This window comes from Alloiococcus otitis ATCC 51267 (assembly GCF_000315445.1).
Lineage (GTDB): Bacteria > Bacillota > Bacilli > Lactobacillales > Carnobacteriaceae_A > Alloiococcus > Alloiococcus otitis.
The window spans coordinates 255,136-274,251 of sequence record NZ_JH992957.1 but is presented as its reverse complement, the minus strand read 5'-3'; the positions used below and the strand labels follow the sequence as shown (position 1 = coordinate 274,251).

The 19,116-nt window shown below is 46.0% G+C and carries 17 protein-coding genes; 1 reads left to right on the top strand and 16 read right to left on the bottom strand.

Annotated elements, in window-relative coordinates; all coding sequences use genetic code 11:
• Nucleotides 1–88: 88 nt before the first annotated feature.
• From plsX to HMPREF9698_RS01310, 4 genes are all read right to left on the bottom strand, one after another.
• On the bottom strand, nt 89–1,093 hold the full coding sequence (gene plsX / locus HMPREF9698_RS01325) for a phosphate acyltransferase PlsX (protein WP_003776527.1): 1,005 nt from the start codon (nt 1,091–1,093) through the stop codon (nt 89–91).
• Between the two features lie 10 nt (nt 1,094–1,103).
• Complete coding sequence (gene recG, locus HMPREF9698_RS01320) at nt 1,104–3,131, bottom strand: ATP-dependent DNA helicase RecG (protein ID WP_003776526.1); 2,028 nt, start codon at nt 3,129–3,131, stop codon at nt 1,104–1,106.
• A 72-nt stretch (nt 3,132–3,203) separates the two neighbouring features.
• Nucleotides 3,204–4,874 carry a DAK2 domain-containing protein gene (locus HMPREF9698_RS01315; protein WP_003776524.1) on the bottom strand — a complete coding sequence of 557 codons (1,671 nt, stop codon included), beginning with the start codon at nt 4,872–4,874 and terminating at the stop codon, nt 3,204–3,206.
• 24 nt (nt 4,875–4,898) lie between these two features.
• On the bottom strand, nt 4,899–5,261 hold the full coding sequence (locus HMPREF9698_RS01310) for an Asp23/Gls24 family envelope stress response protein (RefSeq protein ID WP_003776522.1): 363 nt from the start codon (nt 5,259–5,261) through the stop codon (nt 4,899–4,901).
• A gap of 253 nt (nt 5,262–5,514) precedes the next feature.
• Here HMPREF9698_RS01310 and rpmB point away from each other — a divergent pair, with 253 nt between their 5' ends.
• Nucleotides 5,515–5,703, top strand: coding sequence for a 50S ribosomal protein L28 (rpmB, locus tag HMPREF9698_RS01305; RefSeq protein WP_003776521.1), 189 nt, complete (start codon nt 5,515–5,517; stop codon nt 5,701–5,703).
• Between the two features lie 39 nt (nt 5,704–5,742).
• On the opposite strand, the gene HMPREF9698_RS01300 is transcribed toward rpmB, so the two are convergent.
• The 12 genes from HMPREF9698_RS01300 to HMPREF9698_RS01245 form a co-directional block, all read right to left on the bottom strand.
• Entirely contained in the window at nt 5,743–6,384 is a 642-nt protein-coding gene (locus HMPREF9698_RS01300; protein ID WP_003776519.1) for a thiamine diphosphokinase, read from the bottom strand.
• A gap of 8 nt (nt 6,385–6,392) precedes the next feature.
• Nucleotides 6,393–7,040 (bottom strand): ribulose-phosphate 3-epimerase, encoded by a 648-nt coding sequence (gene rpe / locus HMPREF9698_RS01295; RefSeq protein ID WP_003776517.1) that lies wholly within the window; start codon nt 7,038–7,040, stop codon nt 6,393–6,395.
• An 18-nt stretch (nt 7,041–7,058) separates the two neighbouring features.
• Entirely contained in the window at nt 7,059–7,940 is an 882-nt protein-coding gene (gene rsgA, locus HMPREF9698_RS01290) for a ribosome small subunit-dependent GTPase A (protein WP_003776515.1), read from the bottom strand.
• A gap of 12 nt (nt 7,941–7,952) precedes the next feature.
• Nucleotides 7,953–9,947 carry a Stk1 family PASTA domain-containing Ser/Thr kinase gene (gene pknB, locus HMPREF9698_RS01285; RefSeq protein ID WP_003776513.1) on the bottom strand — a complete coding sequence of 665 codons (1,995 nt, stop codon included), beginning with the start codon at nt 9,945–9,947 and terminating at the stop codon, nt 7,953–7,955.
• Nucleotides 9,928–10,695: a Stp1/IreP family PP2C-type Ser/Thr phosphatase gene (locus tag HMPREF9698_RS01280; protein ID WP_003776511.1), complete on the bottom strand. Its 768-nt coding sequence runs from the start codon at nt 10,693–10,695 to the stop codon at nt 9,928–9,930. The genes pknB and HMPREF9698_RS01280 overlap by 20 nt, the downstream gene beginning before the upstream one ends.
• A 5-nt stretch (nt 10,696–10,700) precedes the next feature.
• Nucleotides 10,701–12,092: a 16S rRNA (cytosine(967)-C(5))-methyltransferase RsmB gene (gene rsmB, locus HMPREF9698_RS01275; protein ID WP_003776509.1), complete on the bottom strand. Its 1,392-nt coding sequence runs from the start codon at nt 12,090–12,092 to the stop codon at nt 10,701–10,703.
• Entirely contained in the window at nt 12,067–13,023 is a 957-nt protein-coding gene (gene fmt, locus HMPREF9698_RS01270; RefSeq protein WP_003776507.1) for a methionyl-tRNA formyltransferase, read from the bottom strand. The genes rsmB and fmt overlap by 26 nt, the downstream gene beginning before the upstream one ends.
• A 13-nt stretch (nt 13,024–13,036) precedes the next feature.
• The gene (gene priA / locus HMPREF9698_RS01265; protein WP_003776505.1) at nt 13,037–15,463 is read right to left on the bottom strand and encodes a primosomal protein N'; all 2,427 of its coding nucleotides are present in this window, start codon (nt 15,461–15,463) and stop codon (nt 13,037–13,039) included.
• Nucleotides 15,464–15,486: 23 nt separating this feature from the next.
• A complete protein-coding gene (gene coaBC / locus HMPREF9698_RS01260; protein ID WP_003776504.1) occupies nt 15,487–16,692 on the bottom strand; it encodes a bifunctional phosphopantothenoylcysteine decarboxylase/phosphopantothenate--cysteine ligase CoaBC in 1,206 nt (401 codons plus the stop codon).
• 177 nt (nt 16,693–16,869) lie between these two features.
• Nucleotides 16,870–17,094, bottom strand: a complete 225-nt coding sequence (gene rpoZ / locus HMPREF9698_RS01255) for a DNA-directed RNA polymerase subunit omega (RefSeq protein ID WP_003776502.1) — start codon at nt 17,092–17,094, stop codon at nt 16,870–16,872.
• The gene (gene gmk / locus HMPREF9698_RS01250; protein WP_051011767.1) at nt 17,094–17,759 is read right to left on the bottom strand and encodes a guanylate kinase; all 666 of its coding nucleotides are present in this window, start codon (nt 17,757–17,759) and stop codon (nt 17,094–17,096) included. Before gmk ends, rpoZ begins: the two co-directional genes overlap by 1 nt.
• 4 nt (nt 17,760–17,763) lie before the next feature.
• On the bottom strand, nt 17,764–19,116 hold the full coding sequence (locus HMPREF9698_RS01245) for a patatin-like phospholipase family protein (protein ID WP_003776499.1): 1,353 nt from the start codon (nt 19,114–19,116) through the stop codon (nt 17,764–17,766).

The following is a 19,116-nucleotide window of genomic DNA, read 5'->3' as shown; positions in this document are numbered from 1 at the left end:
TTTAATTCTTACTCATATCTTAAAGGGCTTAATTTAATACATGTATTGTACACTATTTCCATACTTTAGGCTAGAGATTACTGAATTTTCACTTTATTTTCTCTTGTTCAAAATATTGACTTAGAGCTTGAATAGCCTGGCTGTCAATAATGTCTCTGGCTTGTTTGACCGTGTGGTAGAGAGCTTCAGCATTAGCCGATCCATGGGTTTTAATAACTGGTGCCCGAGTGCCAAACAAGACAGCGCCACCAATTTTAGAATAATCCAGGAGGTCTTTTAAGCTGGATAAGTCTTTTTTGATCAAGAAACCGCCTAGTTTAGTCTTGACACTACCTGACTTGAGGGTGGACTTGATCTGGTCAATCACTGCCTTAGCTGTTCCTTCCATACTCTTCAAGACAGCATTTCCGGTAAAGCCATCTGTCACAATAACATCTGCCGGTGCTTGTAGGATTTCTTTGGCTTCAATATTTCCAATAAAATCAATAGCCTGGTTTTTTGACAAAAGTTCAAAGGCAGACTTGGATAGGTCATTGCCCTTGCTGTCTTCAGTCCCATTGTTCAAAAGGGCTACCTTAGGCTGGTCAACCCCCCGCATATTTTTGGCATAATAGCTACCTAAGACAGCAAATTGGTCCAGGTTTAGGGGCTTGCAGTCGGCATTGGCTCCCAGGTCCATCAGTTGAAAGACCTTGTCACTGTATAAAGAAGGGAGAGTCCCCATCAAGGCTGGTCGGTCTAAACCTTTTATTCGTCCAATAATTAAGGTCCCAGCTGTCAGCAAGGCCCCGGTATTGCCAGCAGAAATCAAGGCATTAGCCTTGCCGTCTTTCACATCTCTAGCGGCCCGAACCATAGATGCATCTTTTTTTCTTCTAACTGACCGGACGGGTTCGTCGTCCCCTTGAATAACCTGGCTGGTTGCTACCACTTCAATATTACTAGGTTTCTCACCCAATAATTCATTTACTTTTGCTTCATCACCGTACAAGACCAGGTTTACCTGGTCCAGTTCACTGGCAGCCCTTATAGCTCCAGCTACAATAGCTTGGGGGGCATTATCCCCGCCCATTGCGTCAATTGCAATTCTCATGTTTGCCTCCTTAGTCTAACAATCCTTTGCTATTTGGTTGATTATATAAAAGATAGGTTTTTAAATCAATATTCTGGGACAAGTCTGGGTCCTGGATGAGGTAGTGGATGCTTTCTATCCTGGCCTTTTCCAGAATGGGAGCGTCTTCCACTAGGTCACCAATTTTAAACTGGGGCAGGCCCGACTGGATACTCCCAAGGACATCTCCTGGCCCCCGCATGGCTAGGTCCTTCTCACTGAGGAAAAAGCCATCATTGGATTCGGTCATTACCTGCATCCGCTTCACCCCATTCTCTCCCTTGGGGTCAGCAATAAGGATACAATATGCTTGACTTGTTCCTCGACCAACCCTACCCCGTAATTGGTGGAGCTGGGCTAGGCCAAAACGGTCAGCATCATGGATGATCATGATGCTTGCATTTTGGACATCAACCCCAACTTCTATTACCGTTGTCGAAACAAGAATTTGAACCTGGTTATCTTTAAAGGCTGCCATAACTTGGTCTCTTTCTTCCTTTTTCATCTGGCCATGTAGAAGGCCCACTTGATAGCTAGTAAAGACCTGGTTATAAAGGTCAAAGAGGTCTAAGGCGTTTTGCAAGTCCAGGTTGTCAGACTCTTCAATCAAGGGGGAAACTACGTAGGCTTGCCGTCCTTGGTCCAATTCTCTTTTGATAAAGTTAACCATTTGACTGGAATTTTGATTACGCAACCAAATCGTTTTAACCGGTAAGCGACCCGCTGGCATCTGGTCAATGATAGAAGTATCCATCTCTCCATAAGCGGTAATGGACAAGGTTCGGGGGATGGGGGTAGCTGTCATGGCAAGGACATCTGGATCCTGGCCTTTCTCCCGTAATTTTCCCCTCTGCTTGACCCCAAAACGGTGTTGTTCGTCAATGACAACCAGGGCAAGGTCTTTAAAGATGACATCATCCTGGATTAAGGCATGGGTTCCCACCAACAAGTCTATTTCTCCCTGGGCTAAATCAAGTAAGATTTTTTCCCTTTCCTTGGCGGGTGTGGAAGACTTGAGTAAGGCTTGTTTGAGGTCAGTGCCAGCAAACAAGTCCTGAAAACTTGCAAAATGTTGGTCGGCCAAGATTTCAGTCGGTGCCATGATAGCCGCCTGTTTGCGACCAGTAAAAACCGCATAGATAGCTGCTGCTGCCACTACCGTTTTACCACTACCGACATCCCCTTGCAAAAGTCGGAACATTTGCTTGGGCTGGAGTAAGTCCTTGCAAATTTCATTGACCACCCTTTTTTGGGCCCCCGTTAAGTCAAAATCTAGGCTTTTAAAAAAATTCTTTAAGTCTGGCAAACTGTAATGGAGGGTTGAGCCAGGATTGGTTTGGGAATGGTCCCGACGAATTTTTTGCAGGCTTAATTGGTAAGTAAAAAATTCAGTAAAAATAAGACTGGTACGAGCCCGAGCGAGGTCATCGTCCTGGTTTGGAAAGTGGATTTTCCGTATAGCAGTGGGAAAGTCATCCAGCTGGTATTTTTGAGTCAGGTCATAGGGAATCAGCTGGGGAATTTGGTCCTGGTACTTGTCCCAAGCCTGTTTGATTAACTTAAAAATTGTATTCTGCTTGATTTGCTTATTGGACCGGTAAACAGCCTCTTGACTATCACTTTCTCCAGCTTTTAATATTTTGATCCCGGTTAGGGACTGGCGCTTCAAATCCCAGGTCCCAAAGACCGTTAGTTCATGGTTGGCCTTGACTTGTTTTTTTAAATAGGGCTGGTTAAAAAAAGTTACCGGAATAATGGCCTGGTCAACATTGAGGCGAAATTTTAACCGGCTTTTGGTTCGGCCGAAGTAACTTACTACCCCATCGGAAACGGCAAGCCCTCTTAAGACAACTTTTTCGCGATCTTCAATCTCCTCAATGTTCCGGACCCTTAAGTCTTCATAGCGGAAAGGGTAAAAGGTCAAGAGGTCCATGATAGTCTCAATGCCAAGTTGCTTTAGGGCCTCCATACGCTTGGTCCCTACTCCAGATAAGTTTTTTACCGGGTCATAAATTGACATGGTCTTGCTCCTTTATAAATGAAAAAAGCGGAAATGAACAAGTCATTCCCACTCTTCTACCACCTGGTCTGACTATTCTACTGAGATAAGGTAAGGGTAGACCGGTTGATCGCCTTGGTGTGATTCAATTTCATAGTCCGGGAAGGCTTCAACCAAGCGATCGATCGTAGCTTGGGCGGTGTCTTGGTCGATACCTTCACCGTAGATAATGGTAATGATCTCACTGTCTTCTTCCAGCATGGATTGAATGGTGGCCTGCAAGCAGTCTTCAAGGTCACTTTTGGCTAAGACAATGTCGCCATCCACAATTCCCATGTAGTCATCTTTCTTAATAGCGACTCCATTTATTTCGGTATCGCGGGTGGCCGAGGTGATTTCACCGGATACGACATAGGAAGATTCCTCTGCCATGGCTTCTGCATTAGCCTCTAGGTTCTGGTTAGGGTCATATCCTAACATAGCCGATAAGCCTTGCTGGATGGTCCGGCTTTCTACCACCTTGACATTGGCTGAGGCAACATCCACTGCCTGCTTGGCTGACATGAAGATGTTCTTATTATTAGGCAAGATGATGTAGTTGTCAGCAGGAACCTGGTCCAAGGCCTTCACCAAGTCTTGGGTACTTGGGTTCATGGTTTGGCCCCCAGTTAGAACACAATCGACCCCGATAGATCGGAAGAGGTCTGCTACACCCTCACCTGCTGCCACAGCAACTACAGCCAGGTCTTTTTTCTCTTGGGCTTTGGCTGAACCATCTTGTCCAGCAGATGAACCGCCGGATAATTGAGAGTGTTGCTCTCTCATATTGTCAACTTTAATCTTAATCAAGGACCCAAATTTTTGGCCGTAATTCATGACCTCACCTGGGGTTTCAGTGTGAACGTGGACTTTGATAATTTCGTCGTCTGCCACAACCAAGAGGGAGTCCCCTAAGCCGTCCAAGTAAGACCGGAATTCGTCATAATCAAATTCACTGTCTACAGTCCGGCCTTCTCCGATTCGCACCATAATTTCTGTACAGTAACCATACTGGATGTCTTCTGACTTAACTGCATCATGGACACCACTTTGCTGGTGCTCCGCCTTGATTAACTGGTCTAAGTCAGCCTTGTTGTCATCTTCAACAATCTCTTCTCCAGTTAGGGCTGACAAGAATCCTTCATAAATATAGATTAAGCCTTGACCCCCACTGTCAACGACTCCGACTTCTTTTAAAACAGGCAATAGGTCTGGTGTTTTTTTGAGGGAGGCCTTGCCTTGTTCCAAGACCGCTTCCATCAAGCCAATAATATCCTTTTGACTTTGGGCTGCTTCTAAGCCAGCTTCTGCCGCTTCCCTAGCCACTGTCAAAACGGTCCCTTCAACAGGTTTCATGACCGCATTGTAGGCTGAATCCACACCAGCCTTAAAGGCATCGGCAAAGTCTTGAACACTTAACGTTTCCTTGTCTTCCACCGCTTTAGAAAAACCTCTAAAAAGCTGGGAAAGGATAACACCCGAGTTCCCCCGGGCCCCCATCAAGAGACCTTTAGATAAGGACTTAGCAAGGTCCCCTACCTGGTCGGACTGGGATTCATTGACTGATTCTGTCCCAGTTGAAAAAGTCAAGTTCATATTCGTGCCTGTATCGCCATCAGGTACCGGGAAAACATTGAGTGAATTGACATATTCCGCATTATCATCCAGGCGCTTGCGGCCGGTATTGACCATATTTTTGAAATCTTTTGCTTTTATCTCATTCATCTTATATTTTCATACCCTTTCTGACTAACGATTTGACACACGGACACCTTGGACAAAGACATTTACAGAAGAAGCCTCAATCCCTAAAGTCGATTTCAGCTGGTAGCGTACCCGTTCTTGAACGTTTTTAGATACTTCAGTAATTTTAATGCCATAACTGACAATGATATAGACGTCAATGATGACTTGGTCTCGCTCTTGTCGCACTTCGATCCCTTTAGCGTAATTGTCACGCTTTAAGATCTCGTTTAAGCCATCTCTGACCTGCTTGCGACTAGCCATGCCCACAATGCCGAAGATCTCGGTTGCAGCACCGCCAACGATAGTTGCTATCACATCATTTGAAACTTCAATATTACCATTTTCATTGTTAATTAGGAGTGACATATCCTAGCCCCTTTCAACTCCCCGAACCCTGTCAGGGGAAAGCATTGCTATGCAAATAGATAAATACCCTTGCATTCTACCATATATATGGTCTGTATAAAAGTACAAGGCTAATTGAGCTTATTATACCACATCCAACAAAAAAAGCTTGATCCCAATTAAAATATGTGGTAACTTAACAAGGTATGAAAACTAGCTCGCAGGCTTGTTTTGATCCAGTCAACAAGCTGTTAGGAATAAAGGAGGGAAGACCATGGCTAAAAAATGTCATGTAACAGGACGTAAAGCATCACGGGGTGGCCAACGTTCACACGCCAACAACCACTCTAAACGGACCTTTGGTGCTAACCTACAAAAAGTTAGAATCTTAGTTGACGGCAAACCTAAAAAAGTATGGGTTTCTGCCCGAGCTCTAAAATCAGGTAAAGTTAAACGCGTATAAAAAAATCGAGGGAAAACACCCTCGATTTTTTTATACCTATTATCCCTTACTTTGAACGACCATCACTAAACCTTTTCTGAAGCTTAAGACCATGTCCTCTCCCCCAGCGAATTCGTTAGAGATAAGGGCTCTAGGGACTGCATAATCCTCATCTTCCAAGGGGTATTTAACCCCCGACAGGGATAAACCTGATACTGGCGTCATGGCTATAAAGGATAGGTAGTCTTTGTCTGGCTCTTTTTTTATCTGGTAAGTCCCAGGCTGGCAAAAGGAAACGGTATTAGCAGGATCAAGCAAGTACAAACGTGGGATGAGGTCTTCATATTGGTCTAGGTAAACCACATAACTGATACTGATAAAATGGTCCACTCGACCTCCTTGAAAGTTATAAACATAGATTAAATCGTCCCGGCTGTAGTCCCGGGCTAGGTCTAAGGCCAGTTCAAAATCAGTATGGTCCTGGTCTGGCTTGACATAACGCTGGTTTGCGTAGGCATCCACCTCTTTTAATTCCTGCTGGGTCAAAGAATCAAAATCCCCCAAGGCAAGGTCTAGGGGGTAACCGGCTTGTTTAACTAAGAGGCTTCCTCCGTCAACTCCTAAAACTAGGTCCCCCTCTTGGTAATCTAAATCCAAATCTTGGGCCTTTAAGGGGGCTCCTAAAACAATATGAACCGTCATGACTTGACTCACCCTTCTCTTAACTTGTCTATTTGGTCTTTGGGGCTTTTCCCTTGGGTAAAAATAAAAGACCCAGCCACAAAAATATTAGCGCCAGCATCCCGGGCTTGCTTAACCGTTTGGTCATTGATGCCCCCGTCCACTTGGATTTCAAAGTCTAACCCAAGCTCAGTCCTATCTTGGGCTAATTGATCTATCTTGTCCAGGCAAGAAGGAATAAAGGCCTGACCGCCAAAGCCCGGGTTAACGGTCATCACCAAGACATAATCGAGATCCCTTAATAGGGGGGTCAAGGCTTGGTTGGGTGTTCCCGGGTTAATCACAGCACCAGCCTTCAAGCCCTGGTCTTTAATCATTTGGATGGCCCGGTGGATGTGCTGGGTCGACTCCACTTGGACCGACAGGCAGTCCGCCCCGGCTTCAGCAAAAGCTTCAATGAATTTTTCCGGTTGGTTAACCATGAGGTGGACATCCAAGGGCAAGTTGGTATGAGGCCGGATAGCTTGGACCAAGTTGGGACCGAAAGTCAAGTTGGGAACAAAGGACCCATCCATGACATCAATATGAATCCAGTCTGCTCCAGCTTGGTCTACTTCCTGGACATCCCGTTGCAAGTTGGCAAAGTCAGCACTGAGTAAGGATGGTGCGATTTTCATAATAGCCTCCTCTAGGGTCTAGTATTTTGGCTTGCGTGTCATTATTTCTTCTAAAAAATAGACATAGTGGCGGTAGCGGTTTGAATCCAGATCTCCTGTTTCGACACCTGCTTTGACGGCACATTTAGGTTCCTTGTAGTGGAGGCAACCCGAAAACTTGCATTGGGCCCTTCTTGCCCAAAATTCTGGGAAGTATTGGCTTAATTCTTCCTTTTCGATCCCCTCCAAGTCGAGGGAAGAAAAACCTGGGGTATCAGCAATGTAGCCTTCAAAAATAGGCAGGAGTTCCACATGCCGGGTGGTGTGCCGGCCCCGCCCCAAGGCTTTTGACGTTTGACCGGTCAATAAGTTCAACTGGTCATTAAGCTGGTTGAGGAGTCTTGACTTACCAACCCCTGACTGGCCCATAAAAACCACCCGCTTGTGACCTATAATAGCTTGCATTTGGCCTTGGTTAACCTGGCCGTCCTCCGGGCAGAGGAAGTCATAGCCAAGGTTCTGGTAATAATCTTGCAGGACCTTGATTTCATGAACCAAGTCATGGGGGGCCAAGTCCAGCTTGGAGATATAGATGGCTGGTTGGATGTGGATAGACTCCAGGACAACCAGCATCCGGTCCAAAAGCTGCTGGGAAAATTTAGGGTCGACCGCAGATGAGATAACAAAGGCCAAGTCAATATTGGCAATAGGAGGCCGGACCAGAAGGTTTTTCCGGTCCTTGACTTCAAGGATGGTACCGTCTTGCCCTTCCTCTAAGTCAAAGGTCACATAGTCCCCAACCAAGGGGGTTAGCTCTTTTTTGCGGAAAAGTCCCCTTGCCTTGGTCCGGTAAGTTTGTCCTTTTTGAGTTGTTACATAATAAAATCCACTCAAGGCTTTGGTAATCTGCCCTTCTAGCATAAACCGCTCCTTTTAAATATTTTGAACTTCTTCTTCCTTAATGACCTGCCCATCCCTCACTATCCGGTAAGAGGCAGACTCCCCTTCCTTAACGACAAAGTTAAGGGTCCGGGTAACATCCTCTGTAATTTCAAAGGATAAGACAGGCTCATCCATACTGTTTTCCTCGTCATCAATGTAAACTTCTATTTCATTCGGGACAGGATCTTCTTGGTCATCCTCTTGTCCACTTGGCTGGTACTGGATTTGAACCAGGCGGGAGAAGCTCTCATAGTTAGCTTGGTCTTGGTCTTCTTCCTGGTCTTCTTCCTCTTCTCCTTCGTCTTCTTCATCCTGACCGTCAGCAGGTCCAGTTGAGAAGATAACAGTTACACTATCATTTTCAAACAAGGTGGTCCCTGGCTCCGGACTCTGGTCCACCACCAGGCCTTCTTCCATCTGGTCTGACGATTGATAGTCAACGGTCAGGTTAAGATTATTGTCAGCAATATAATCGTCAACCCCAACCCGGGTATAACCTGTTAAGTCCCTAAAGGCAAAGCCTTCCGGACCTGTAGAAACGTCAAATGTGATCGTCGTATCCTCTGGCTTAACTTCCTGGCCGGGTGAGAGGTCTTGGGAAACAATTTGGCCACTTTCAATGTCATTATGGCTGACCTCCCTGCTTTCAACCGTAAAGCCAATTTCCGTTAAAATGGCCCTGACTTCTTCATAGTTCCTGCCGGTGAAATCCTCAAGGCTAAACAAGTCACTGCCGGTGCTAACAAAGAGGTCAATCTCCGAATCAAGGTCGACCTTGGTGCCAGCACCAGGGTTAGACCGGGTCACATGACCTTCTTCTATCTCCTCACTAGGCTCTTCGATCACTTCACCCACTTGCAACTGCAGGTCTTCTAAAATAGTCTCGGCTTCTTCAAGTGTCTGGTTTTCCAAGTCAGGCAGGTCCACCTGATTGGGAGCAGCATTCATGATAAAGTAAACAATTCCCCCTAGGAGAAGGGCCAAGATGATAAGGGCTAGGACAAGGGGCCAGCGCCTTTTTTTCTTAGGGGCTGGGCTCGGTCGGGGGCCTAGTGAGTCATCATGACTAGCTCCTGATTGGCTCATGCTAGGCTGGTCTCCTATGGGTGACATAACAATAGTATCTTCTTGTTCCCGGGACTCGGGAACAAATACTGGCTCATTTTGCCGGCTTGGGTCTAAAGCTGTCATTAAGTCCTGTCTCATGTCATAAACAGAGTCATAGCGTAAGTCAGAGTCCTTACAGGTAGCCTTGAGGACAACATTGGCCAAGGACTGGGGCACATTGGGATTTTGCTCCCTAATATCCGGTAAGTCCTCTTGAAAGTGCTTGAGGGCAATCGATACCGGAGATTCGCCTCTAAAGGGAACTTGGCCCGTCAACAACTCATACAAGACAATCCCTAAAGAATAAATATCGGACTTTTGGGTCGCCATCCCTCCCCTAGCCTGTTCTGGCGACATATAGTGAACCGTTCCTAAAAGGGAGTTGGTCTGGGTAATGGAATGCTGGGAAACAGCTAGGGCAATACCGAAGTCCGTAATCTTCACCTGGCCATTAGAATCCATTAAAATGTTTTGAGGTTTGATATCACGGTGGATGATGCCCCGGCTGTGGGCATATTCAATCCCGCTTAGGATCTGGCTCATAATGTCGATAATCGTATCATTGGGGATAGGATAGTGGTCTTTTATGTAAGTCTTGAGGTCGGTTCCGTCCACATACTCCATCACGATAAAGGGATGGGCTCCTTCGCCAACATCGTAAATGCTGACGATATTTTCATGGGATAATTCCGTTGTCGAGATGGCTTCTCTTTGAAAACGTTTCAAACTTTCTTGATCATCAATAAAGGAACTAGCCAGTAATTTAACCGCCACATCTCGGTCCAAAAACATATCACGGGCTAGGAAGACCTTGGCCATACCACCTGTTCCAATTAATTTTTTGATCTTGTAGCGGTTATCAATCTTGTTCCTGCTCACTTTGGTCTTCCTCCTCTCCATGAGCTAATAGGTCAACTAGGACTACTGTAATGTTATCGGTTGACCCTCCATCGTAAGCTGTTTCAACTAATTTGGTTAGTTTATCCTCTAACTTTGACTCTTGTCCCAAAATTTCTCCTATCGCCTGGTTGGTCAATACGTCCGACAAACCGTCCGAGCAAAGCATGACATAGTACTTGTTTTGGATGGGAATGTCAAAAATATCGACTTGGGGGGACTGGGGCAAACCTAAACATCGGGTTAGCATGTTTCTCTGATGATGGGTTCGGGCCTCTTCTTCTGTGATTTGACCATTTAAGTATAATTCATAGGCAAAAGAGTGGTCTTCAGTGACTAATTCAACTCCGTTCTGGCTAGCCTGGTAGGCCCTAGAATCTCCAACATTGGCAAAAATAACTTCTTTATCTAAGAAAACCGCCAAAACCGCCGTCGTTCCCATGCCAAAAACTGATGGGTCTTTCAAACTTTCTTGGTAAATCAGTTGATTGGTCTGGTTAAGCTTGTCTTTCAACCATAAAATGATATCCTCTTTGGAAGTTAAGTAGGATTCTTGCCATAACTTAGCCAGGTTCTCGGCTGCTATCTTGCTGGCCAAGTCCCCTGCCTGATGTCCTCCCATGCCGTCACACAAGATTGCTAGGCATAAGTTACTTTGGCTCTTAGTCACCCGAATATAATCCTGGTTAGACTCCCTTTTACCTTTGATGGATTTAAAAACGACTTGCATATGAGTCACCTCTTTTCATCTTCTCTCTGCCTACTCCCACTTGCCTCTTTTCTTTTTACCAAACGAGCCAGGTAAAAGCCGTCTGAATCAAAGTCACTAGGCAAAATAGTCACCTGGCCTTCATTATCTAGGTACTGGCTTTGGTCAAAAGGAATTTTTTCCAAGAAAAATTCAGGATTTTCCTTTAAAAAAGCTTGAGTGACTGCCTGGTTTTCCTCTTGCAAAATGGTACAAGTGGCATAAACCAGCTTGCCTCCTTCTTTCAACAAGGGACCGGCTGCATTTAAAATAGCCAATTGAAGCTCAGGCAAGGCAGTCAGGCTGGCTACATCCTTGCTGTAGCGCATGTCCGGTTTCCTACGCAACAGGCCCATTCCGGAGCAAGGGGCATCAATTAGGATCCGGTCAAAGTAGTTGTCTGGATATACCTGACCAGCTATACGCCCATCCAGCTTTTTGACTTGGGCCAAGCTAGCATAGCCTTGACTTTCTAGGCTGTCTTCAATTAAGTCCAGCTTGTGGTCATAAATATCTGAGGCATAGAGTTGACCACCCGCTTCAGCTTTAAGATAAGAAGCAATGTGGCCTGATTTGCCTCCGGGTCCAGCACACAAATCAGCCACCTTATAATGGCTCTTTAAATCCAAGGCTAGGCCCACCAGCATTGCCGACTCATCTTGAATTCGGATAGCTCCTGCCTGGTAGAGCGGGTGGCTGGTAGGCAATCCTCCTGCCACAATAAGGCCACAAGGAGCCAGGTCACTCTTTTGAACCTGGTAACCACTCGCTTCAAGTTGGGTACAGGCCTCTTCCCGGCTGACCTTGTCCAAGTTAACCCGCAGGCTTAACTTGGCCGGCTTATTATAAGAGGCTGCCATGTCTATAGCGGTCTTTTGACCGTATTGGGTAATCAATTTGTCAACCAACCACTTGGGCAGGCTATAACTGACCCTTATTCGGTCTACTGGGTCTGCTAGGTCTTTTGGGTTCCTCAAGTCGTGGCGGAGGAAGTTCCGTAAAACTCCATTGACCAGGCCAGACACCCCCTTGTGGCCTCTTTTTTTGGCATACTGAACTGCTTCGTTGATAGCTGCATAGTCAGGAATATGGTCTAAAAATACCAGCTGGTAAACGGCTAGGCGGAGGACTTGCCGGACCCAAGCCTGGAGCTTTTTAGGCTTTTTAATATAGGGTTCTAAATAAAAATCCAAGAGGTATTGGTGTTGGAGGACTCCGTAAACTAAGGCAGTCATTAAGTTCTTATCTTCCTGGCTGGCATTCATCTTGTCCAGTCTCGCATTTACTTCCAGATTGGCGTAACCTGCTTCTTGGTCGACTTTCTCTAAAACCTGGCAGGCCACTTGTCTTGGGTCATCTTCTTTCATTGATTTGGCCAAATTCCATCCCTTCTTCTAATTTTGCTCCAGCCAAGTAGCTCTTAACGGGCATCTGACTCTTGCCAGCAGGTTGGACCTGGTCTAAGGCTAAAATTGTCTGGTCCCCGCAAGCAACCAGGAGTTGTTTTTTACTAGCTTCCACGATTTGGCCAGGCTTTTTGTCCGTTTTCTGGTCAACCAGATGAGAATCCCAAATTTTGAACCGGTCGCCCTCAAACCAGGTGTAAGTTCCAGGAAAAGGTCTAAAGGCCCGGATCTTATTGTAGAGGTCTTGAGCTGGTTCTTGCCAGGAGATCTCTTCTTGGTTCCGGCTAATCATAGGGGCATAAGTGACTTGGCTGGGGTCTTGTTTGACCCCCTGTCCTTCCCCTTTAAAAATCTTGACCAATGTGTCTTCTAACAAGTCCCGGCCGAGATAGCTTAATTTTTCAAACAAGATCCCGGTATCATCCTCTGGTCCAATCTTTAATTTAGCCTGGCTAATGATATTGCCAGCATCGATTTCTTGGGTCATATGCATAATGGTCACCCCAGTCTCCTGATCCCCATTCCATAGGGCATAATGGATGGGGGCAGCCCCCCTGTAGCGAGGCAGGAGGGAGGCGTGGACATTGATACTGGCAAACTTTGGCAAGTCCAAGATCTCTTGCGGTAGGTACTGGCCAAAAGCAGCTGTCACAATCAAGTCTGGTGCAAGTTTTAGTAAGTCTTTTTCCTGGTCTGATCCTTTTAGTCGCTCAGGCTGAAGGACTGGGATAGCCTGGTCTTGAGCTAGTCTTTTGACCGGTGGCGGGGTTATTTTTCCCTTGCGACCAACTTTCCGGTCGGGTTGGGTCACGACAGCAACTACTTCTAGGGATTCATTAGCTAGGAGACCCTCCAAAATCGGAACTGCAAATTGGGGTGTCCCCATAAAAACAACTCGGTACAAGTTAGTCACATCCTTAAATAAAGTTCATGGGTTTGGGGTCGATCGAAATAAACAAGCCCTGAGCCACTTGCTTTTGGCTAGCTTTCAAAAGCTGGTGCAAGCGGTTTTGCATCCGGTCTTCGTGCTTGTATTTAATGATAGTCTGGAAGTGGTAGCGGTTATGGGTCCGGGCAATCGATCTTGGTGTAGGGCCTAGGACAATAGCCTGGTCGCTTAAGGCAGGTTTGATAAAATGAACAATTTGGCCCATGGTCTTGCTAGCCTTGGCCTCATTTTCATGGCTAACCGTAATCCGGACCAGGAAGTAGAAAGGCGGGTACTGGCTGGCCTTGCGCAAGACCATCTCTTTTTTGAAGAAACTTTCATAATCATGGTGCTTGGCTAACTGGATGGCATAGTGGTCCGGGTTGTAAGACTGGATAACCACCTGGCCAGTCACCTGACCTCGCCCTGCCCGGCCTGAGACCTGGGTTAAGAGGTCAAAAGTAGACTCTGGAGCCCGAAAGTCTGGTAGGGACAAGGCAGTGTCGGCATTAATCACCCCAACCAGGCTGACATTGGGAAAGTCCAAGCCCTTGGCAATCATCTGGGTTCCAAGCAAAATATCTGCTTCTTGATTTCTAAACTTGGCCAAGAGTTTTTCATGGGCCCCTTTTTTCCGAGTGGTGTCCACATCCATCCGAATAATCCGGGCTTCAGGGAAGACTTGGCCTAATTCTTCTTCTATTTTTTGCGTTCCAGTTCCGTAATAGCGGATGGACCGGCTGCCACATTCAGGGCACTGTTGGGGAATGGCTTCTTCATGACCGCAATAGTGACACTTCATGGTTTTGGTATCCATGTGGAGGGTTTGAGAAATGTCGCAATTAGGGCACTCTAAGACAAAGCCACAGTCCCGGCACATGACAAAGGATGAAAAGCCCCGCCGGTTGAGCAAGAGGACCACTTGTTGCTTTTTGGCTAACCGGTCTTTGATTTTCTCCTGTAAGTTCAAGGAAAAAGAAGACCGGTTGCCCTGGCTGACTTCTTGTCTCATGTCTACAATATCAATGTCAGGCAAAGGCTGGGCATTGGCCCGCTTGGTTAGGCTTAATAGGGTGTAAACATTCTTTAAAGTCCGGGCCCGGGATTCCAAGCTCGGTGTAGCACTGCCTAAGACAACCGGGGCTTGATGGTATTCCCCGCGCCAAATGGCAATGTCTCGGGCATGGTAGCGGGGAGTCTCTTCCTGCTTATAGGTAGATTCGTGTTCTTCATCTATGATAATAATTCCCAAGTCCTTGATGGGGGCAAAAATACTGGACCGAGCCCCGACCACAATCTTGGCTGACCCTTGTTCAATCCGGCGCCATTCGTCATATTTTTCATTGTCTGACAAGCCAGAGTGGAGGATGGCGACCTGGTCCCCAAAGCGACTTTTAAATCGTTCTACCATCTGGGGGGTAAGGGAAATTTCAGGCACTAAAACGATGGCTTCCCTGCCTTTTTGAACAACTTCATGAATGGTTTGCAAGTAAATCTCGGTCTTACCGGACCCAGTCACCCCTTCCAGTAAGAAAACTTCATGGGAGTGGTCTTGAATGCTTTGGTTAATGGCTTCAAAGGCAGTCGCTTGTTCTTCAGTTAAGGGCAAGGGCTTGGACTCTTTTATTTCCCTACCTTTGAGAGGGTCGCGGAAGACTTCTTTATAGGTCACTTCCAGCCAGCCCCGGTCTTGGCCTGTCTTGACCTGGGCATTGGTTAATTTGTGTTTTTTCCGCACTTCCTGCCAGTTGAGGGGGTCAGGGTGGTCAGCCAAAAGCTTTAAGAGCTCTGCTTGGCGGTAAGCATTGCTTGGCAAGTCTGCTAGAATGTTCTGATAGGCATCCGGAGACAAGCATGCCTTGATATACTTTTCCTTTTTCTTGTTTTGCTTATCCGTCACTAGGTAGTGGACTGCCACTTGTCCTTCTTTTTCTAGTTTCATTAAGTGGGATAGGATCCCCCGGTCTTCAGCTTCCTGCCAGTCTATGCTTTCCTTGCCTTGGAAAAGGTCGTAAAGCAAGTTGTCATCTTCAGTGTCTAGGAGCTGGATCCGTTTATTATACCGGGCTCGGTAAACAGCAGGCAGCATAGTTTGGTAGCAGTTAATCTGGAAGCTATAGGTAGTTTGACTCATATATTGGCCCAATTGCAAGAGTTCTTCATTTAAAAGGGGCTTAAAATCCATTACGGAAGCAATGTCTTTAAGGTCTTGGCCCGGGTCTAGGTCCAAGTCGGCCTGATCACTTAGCAAGGAGACGACAAAAGCTTGGACTAGTCGGTTCCCCTTCCCAAAAGGGACCACCACCCGCATGCCCGGCTCAATATTGGCTTCAAGGTCTTGGGGAACCCGGTAGGTATAAGGATGGTTGGTCTGCATCACCGGAACGTCCACAATTACTTCTGCTAGGTCGGTCATTCAAACTTTCCTTTCCAAGTTGATTATTTGGGAGAAGCAGGCAATTTACTGGCCACCACTTCAATAATCTTTTGTGCCATTTCTTTTTTAGACTGGAGGGGAAGCTCAAGCGGATCTTGGCCCCTAGAAAAAACAAGGGCCGCATTTTCATCCGCATTAAAGCCCCGGTCTCCCCGGCCCACTTCATTGGCTACGATCAAGTCAGCTTGTTTGGAGGCTAATTTTTTTTTGGCATATTCTTCAAGGTTATGGGTTTCTGCTGCAAAGCCGACATTGATTTGTTGGTCTTTCCGCCGGCCCATTTCGGCCAAAATATCAGGATTTTTTTCCAGTTCAATGGTTAAATCATCTTGCTTTTTCATCTTTTTATCTGACCGGTTGACTGGCCGGTAGTCAGACACCGCTGCGGCCATCATGAGAATGTCATGGTGGTCATAAAGGTCACTAACTGTTTGGTACAGGTCTAAGGTGGACTCCACCTGAAAGCGGTCAATAAAGGGACTGGTCGGCAAGTCACTGGCTGTTACCAAGCTAACCTGGGCCCCAGCTTCATAGGCCGCTTGAGCAAGTTGATGGCCCATCTTACCAGAAGAATCATTGGAAATATACCGGACTGGATCAATCCGCTCCACCGTCCCACCTGCTGTGACGAGGACTTTTTTACCTGATAGGATACCTGGATTCCTTGCAATAATGAAATGGTTAAATTCCGCCATAATCCGGTCTAGGTCTGGAAAACGACCCAAGCCTTCGTAGCCCTCTGCTAAAAATCCAATATCCGGCTCCATCCAGTAATGACCCTGTTCAATAAGGAAGGCCTTGTTGTGCTTAAGAGCGGGATTTTCATACATCTTGGTGTTCATGGCTGGGACTAAAAAAATGGGGTGGTCCGTTGCCAACAAGGCTGTTGAAACAAAATCGTCCCCAATCCCATTGGCCAGCTTGCCGATGATATTGGCAGTTGCCGGAGCCACGATGGAGTAGTCGGCCCAGTCCGTCAAATCAATGTGACTGACCGATTCGGGCTGACCTTCTTCAAAAGTGTCAATCTGAACCTTTTTTTGGCTTAAAACCTGAAAAGATAAGGGGTTAACAAATTGACAGGCTGCTTGAGTCATGGCAACCCGGACCTCCCCGCCTTGTTTGATGATTTCCCTAAGTAAATAAAGTGATTTGTATACTGCTATACCACCAGTAACATATAAGGCTATCTTTTTATTTTTCAGCATCTTAGTCTACCCCTTTATATGATAGTCACTGCTTATTTTAACAAAAATAAGAAAAATTTACCTTATCTTGCTCAGTTAGAAAAGTGGCCAGACCCATCTTCTATCCTGTGATTGGCTAAATTAAAAAGAAAGGACCCTTTACCAAGGCAGGCAACTGGTTGGTAAAGGGCCTTTATCTTATTCGCCTTTTAACTTGCTTGAGTCAATCACAAGATCACCTGACTCTATTTCTTCCAGGGCCTTGCCGATATTCCGTTCAGACTTGTAGTGGTCAAGTAAGCGCTCATCAGCCAAGTCTTCCGCTTCATCTAACTGGTGGGCCCGTTTGGCTGCTAGCATGACCAGAGAATACTGAGAATCAATCCGGTCCATCAAGCGGTCTAATGAAGGTTCTAATAACATTATTCCATCTCCTCAATAATTTCTGTAAAGTGTCTAAGATTGCGGTGGACTTTCAAGTGCTCACTTTCAATGATGTGACGGACTTTTTGGGCTGCCTGGTCCACACTGTTGTTTTCGACAACATAATCATAATATTGGATTAACTTAAGTTCCTGAACAGCCTTTTGAATTCTTTTTTGGATCATTTCAACGCTATCGGTTCCTCGACCGATTAGCCGGCTTTCCAGTTCTCCAAGGTCCGGCGGTGAAAGAAAGATAAAGATACCATCCTCTTTCATCTGCTTCCTAACCTTTAAGGCACCCTGGACCTCAATCTCCAAAAAAACATCCCGGCCGGAATCAAGAGTTTCTTGGACGTATTGTAAAGGTGTACCGTAATAATTGCCAACGTATTCAGCATACTCTAGGAGACCATTATTTTCAATCAGGTCTTCAAATTCTTCCCGAGTCCGAAAATAATAGTCCACTCCTTCTTTTTCCCCAGCCCTCTGTTTCCGGGTGGTCATCGAAATGGAGTAATCAAAATCATTATTGTAATGCTCGAATAAGTGCTTCCTTACCGTACCCTTGCCAACGCCTGAGGGACCGGATAGGACAATGAGTAAACCTCTTTCCACAGTACATTTCCTTTCACAATACAAACTACTTATTGACAAGTGTAACATAAATTTAGGATTCTTGTATTAGATTTCTTTCATTTTCCATTAGTTCATAAATAAAGACAGCAAAGGCAAAACTAGTCGGGTCTACTTGGAAAAACAGGCGGTTGGCCAGGCTGTCTAAGGCCCAATCCCCTTGCTTAAATTGCTCAACCAAGGTCAAAATCCGGTCTTGGTCTGGCAAGGGAGCCAGGCGTTGGTAAAAATAAGTCAGCCACTCTTGGTAGCTCAATTGATAGTTTGGCATGTAGATTTGGCTTATATTATCCTTGTCCATTTGTTGGACTTGCTTAATTCGGCTGACCAATACTTGGATAAAGCCTTTGACTGTATAAACCGGCTCTGGAGGTAGAGAGAATAGTTTACCGCAAACTTCTAGTAGGGCTAGGTGGTAATTGTTCCTTCCTATCTTCCAATCCCACTTGGACTCAACTTGTTTTTGGATTTTTCGAGCATTTTTTAGGATAGCTAGGAGGAGTTGGGCCCGGCTTCCCTCCTGCTTTCTGGCAGCGACTAGTATATTAACCAAGTTTTGCTTGAGGAAGATCCCCTGGTCGTAAAAACTGTAATAATAGCCGTAGTAATGACCACAAGCCTTCATAAAATCATTATAGCCTAGTCTAATATTGCGTTGGCTCCGCCTCCAGTCAAAAATCAACATATCTCCTAATGGCCAGGTCGGTCTGACAAGGAGGACATTGTCTAGCCTACCCTCTAATTCCGCTTTCTTTTCTGGAAAGATGTCGACAACGACAATAATGTCAGGGTCTTGACTCTGGGCTAGGGAAAGGGGAATATGGTTGCGGTACCCCCCGTCAATATAGTCTTCCTGTCCAATTCTAGTTTTTTTCAGGAGGGGAAAGAGGGAGGCCGAAGCCATCAGGAGGTCGCAAATTTCCTGGCGCGGTCGGTTATTCACAAAGTATTCTTCTCTTTCTTTTGTCTCATCATTGGTCACCACCAAACCAAATTGAACCGGCAATTGGTCCAGTTGGTCTTGGTCCATCAGGTAATTGTCAATCAAGCGACGCAAAGGACCGGTCTTGATTCCTCCTTGGCTGAAGGCCTTGACCGCTAGGGAAATTAAGTTCCTGGTATAATCTGTAAAGTCCTCTGAACTTTTAGGGTCATAGTCAATAACGTCTGGTGTGGAAATGGTCGACCACATCTTCTCCGCTTGGTCGAAATAATCTTGCATGACAAAGGCCCCGTTTAAAGCCCCAACTGATATTCCAGTCACCAAGTCAATTGATAAGCCAAGCTTGCGCATGGCCTTCCAAACGCCTATTTGGTAGGCTCCCCGACTTCCGCCACCTGCTAAAACTAAGGCTAGTTTTTTGCCTTCTTCCTTCTTTTTATCCAT

What these genes read in the sequence shown, in the direction of transcription:
- rpmB (WP_003776521.1), top strand. Translation starts at nt 5,515, where the DNA reads ATGGCTAAAAAATGTCATGTAACAGGACGTAAAGCATCACGGGGTGGC.
- HMPREF9698_RS01280 (WP_003776511.1), bottom strand. Translation starts at nt 10,695, where the DNA reads ATGCAAGTCGTTTTTAAATCCATCAAAGGTAAAAGGGAGTCTAACCAG.
- priA (WP_003776505.1), bottom strand. Translation starts at nt 15,463, where the DNA reads ATGACCGACCTAGCAGAAGTAATTGTGGACGTTCCGGTGATGCAGACC.
- HMPREF9698_RS01315 (WP_003776524.1), bottom strand. Translation starts at nt 4,874, where the DNA reads ATGAATGAGATAAAAGCAAAAGATTTCAAAAATATGGTCAATACCGGC.
- coaBC (WP_003776504.1), bottom strand. Translation starts at nt 16,692, where the DNA reads ATGCTGAAAAATAAAAAGATAGCCTTATATGTTACTGGTGGTATAGCA.
- rsgA (WP_003776515.1), bottom strand. Translation starts at nt 7,940, where the DNA reads ATGCTAGAAGGGCAGATTACCAAAGCCTTGAGTGGATTTTATTATGTA.
- plsX (WP_003776527.1), bottom strand. Translation starts at nt 1,093, where the DNA reads ATGAGAATTGCAATTGACGCAATGGGCGGGGATAATGCCCCCCAAGCT.
- HMPREF9698_RS01310 (WP_003776522.1), bottom strand. Translation starts at nt 5,261, where the DNA reads ATGTCACTCCTAATTAACAATGAAAATGGTAATATTGAAGTTTCAAAT.
- recG (WP_003776526.1), bottom strand. Translation starts at nt 3,131, where the DNA reads ATGTCAATTTATGACCCGGTAAAAAACTTATCTGGAGTAGGGACCAAG.
- HMPREF9698_RS01245 (WP_003776499.1), bottom strand. Translation starts at nt 19,116, where the DNA reads ATGGATAAAAAGAAGGAAGAAGGCAAAAAACTAGCCTTAGTTTTAGCA.
- rpe (WP_003776517.1), bottom strand. Translation starts at nt 7,040, where the DNA reads ATGAAAATCGCACCATCCTTACTCAGTGCTGACTTTGCCAACTTGCAA.
- HMPREF9698_RS01300 (WP_003776519.1), bottom strand. Translation starts at nt 6,384, where the DNA reads ATGACGGTTCATATTGTTTTAGGAGCCCCCTTAAAGGCCCAAGATTTG.
- gmk (WP_051011767.1), bottom strand. Translation starts at nt 17,759, where the DNA reads ATGTTACACTTGTCAATAAGTAGTTTGTATTGTGAAAGGAAATGTACT.
- rpoZ (WP_003776502.1), bottom strand. Translation starts at nt 17,094, where the DNA reads ATGTTATTAGAACCTTCATTAGACCGCTTGATGGACCGGATTGATTCT.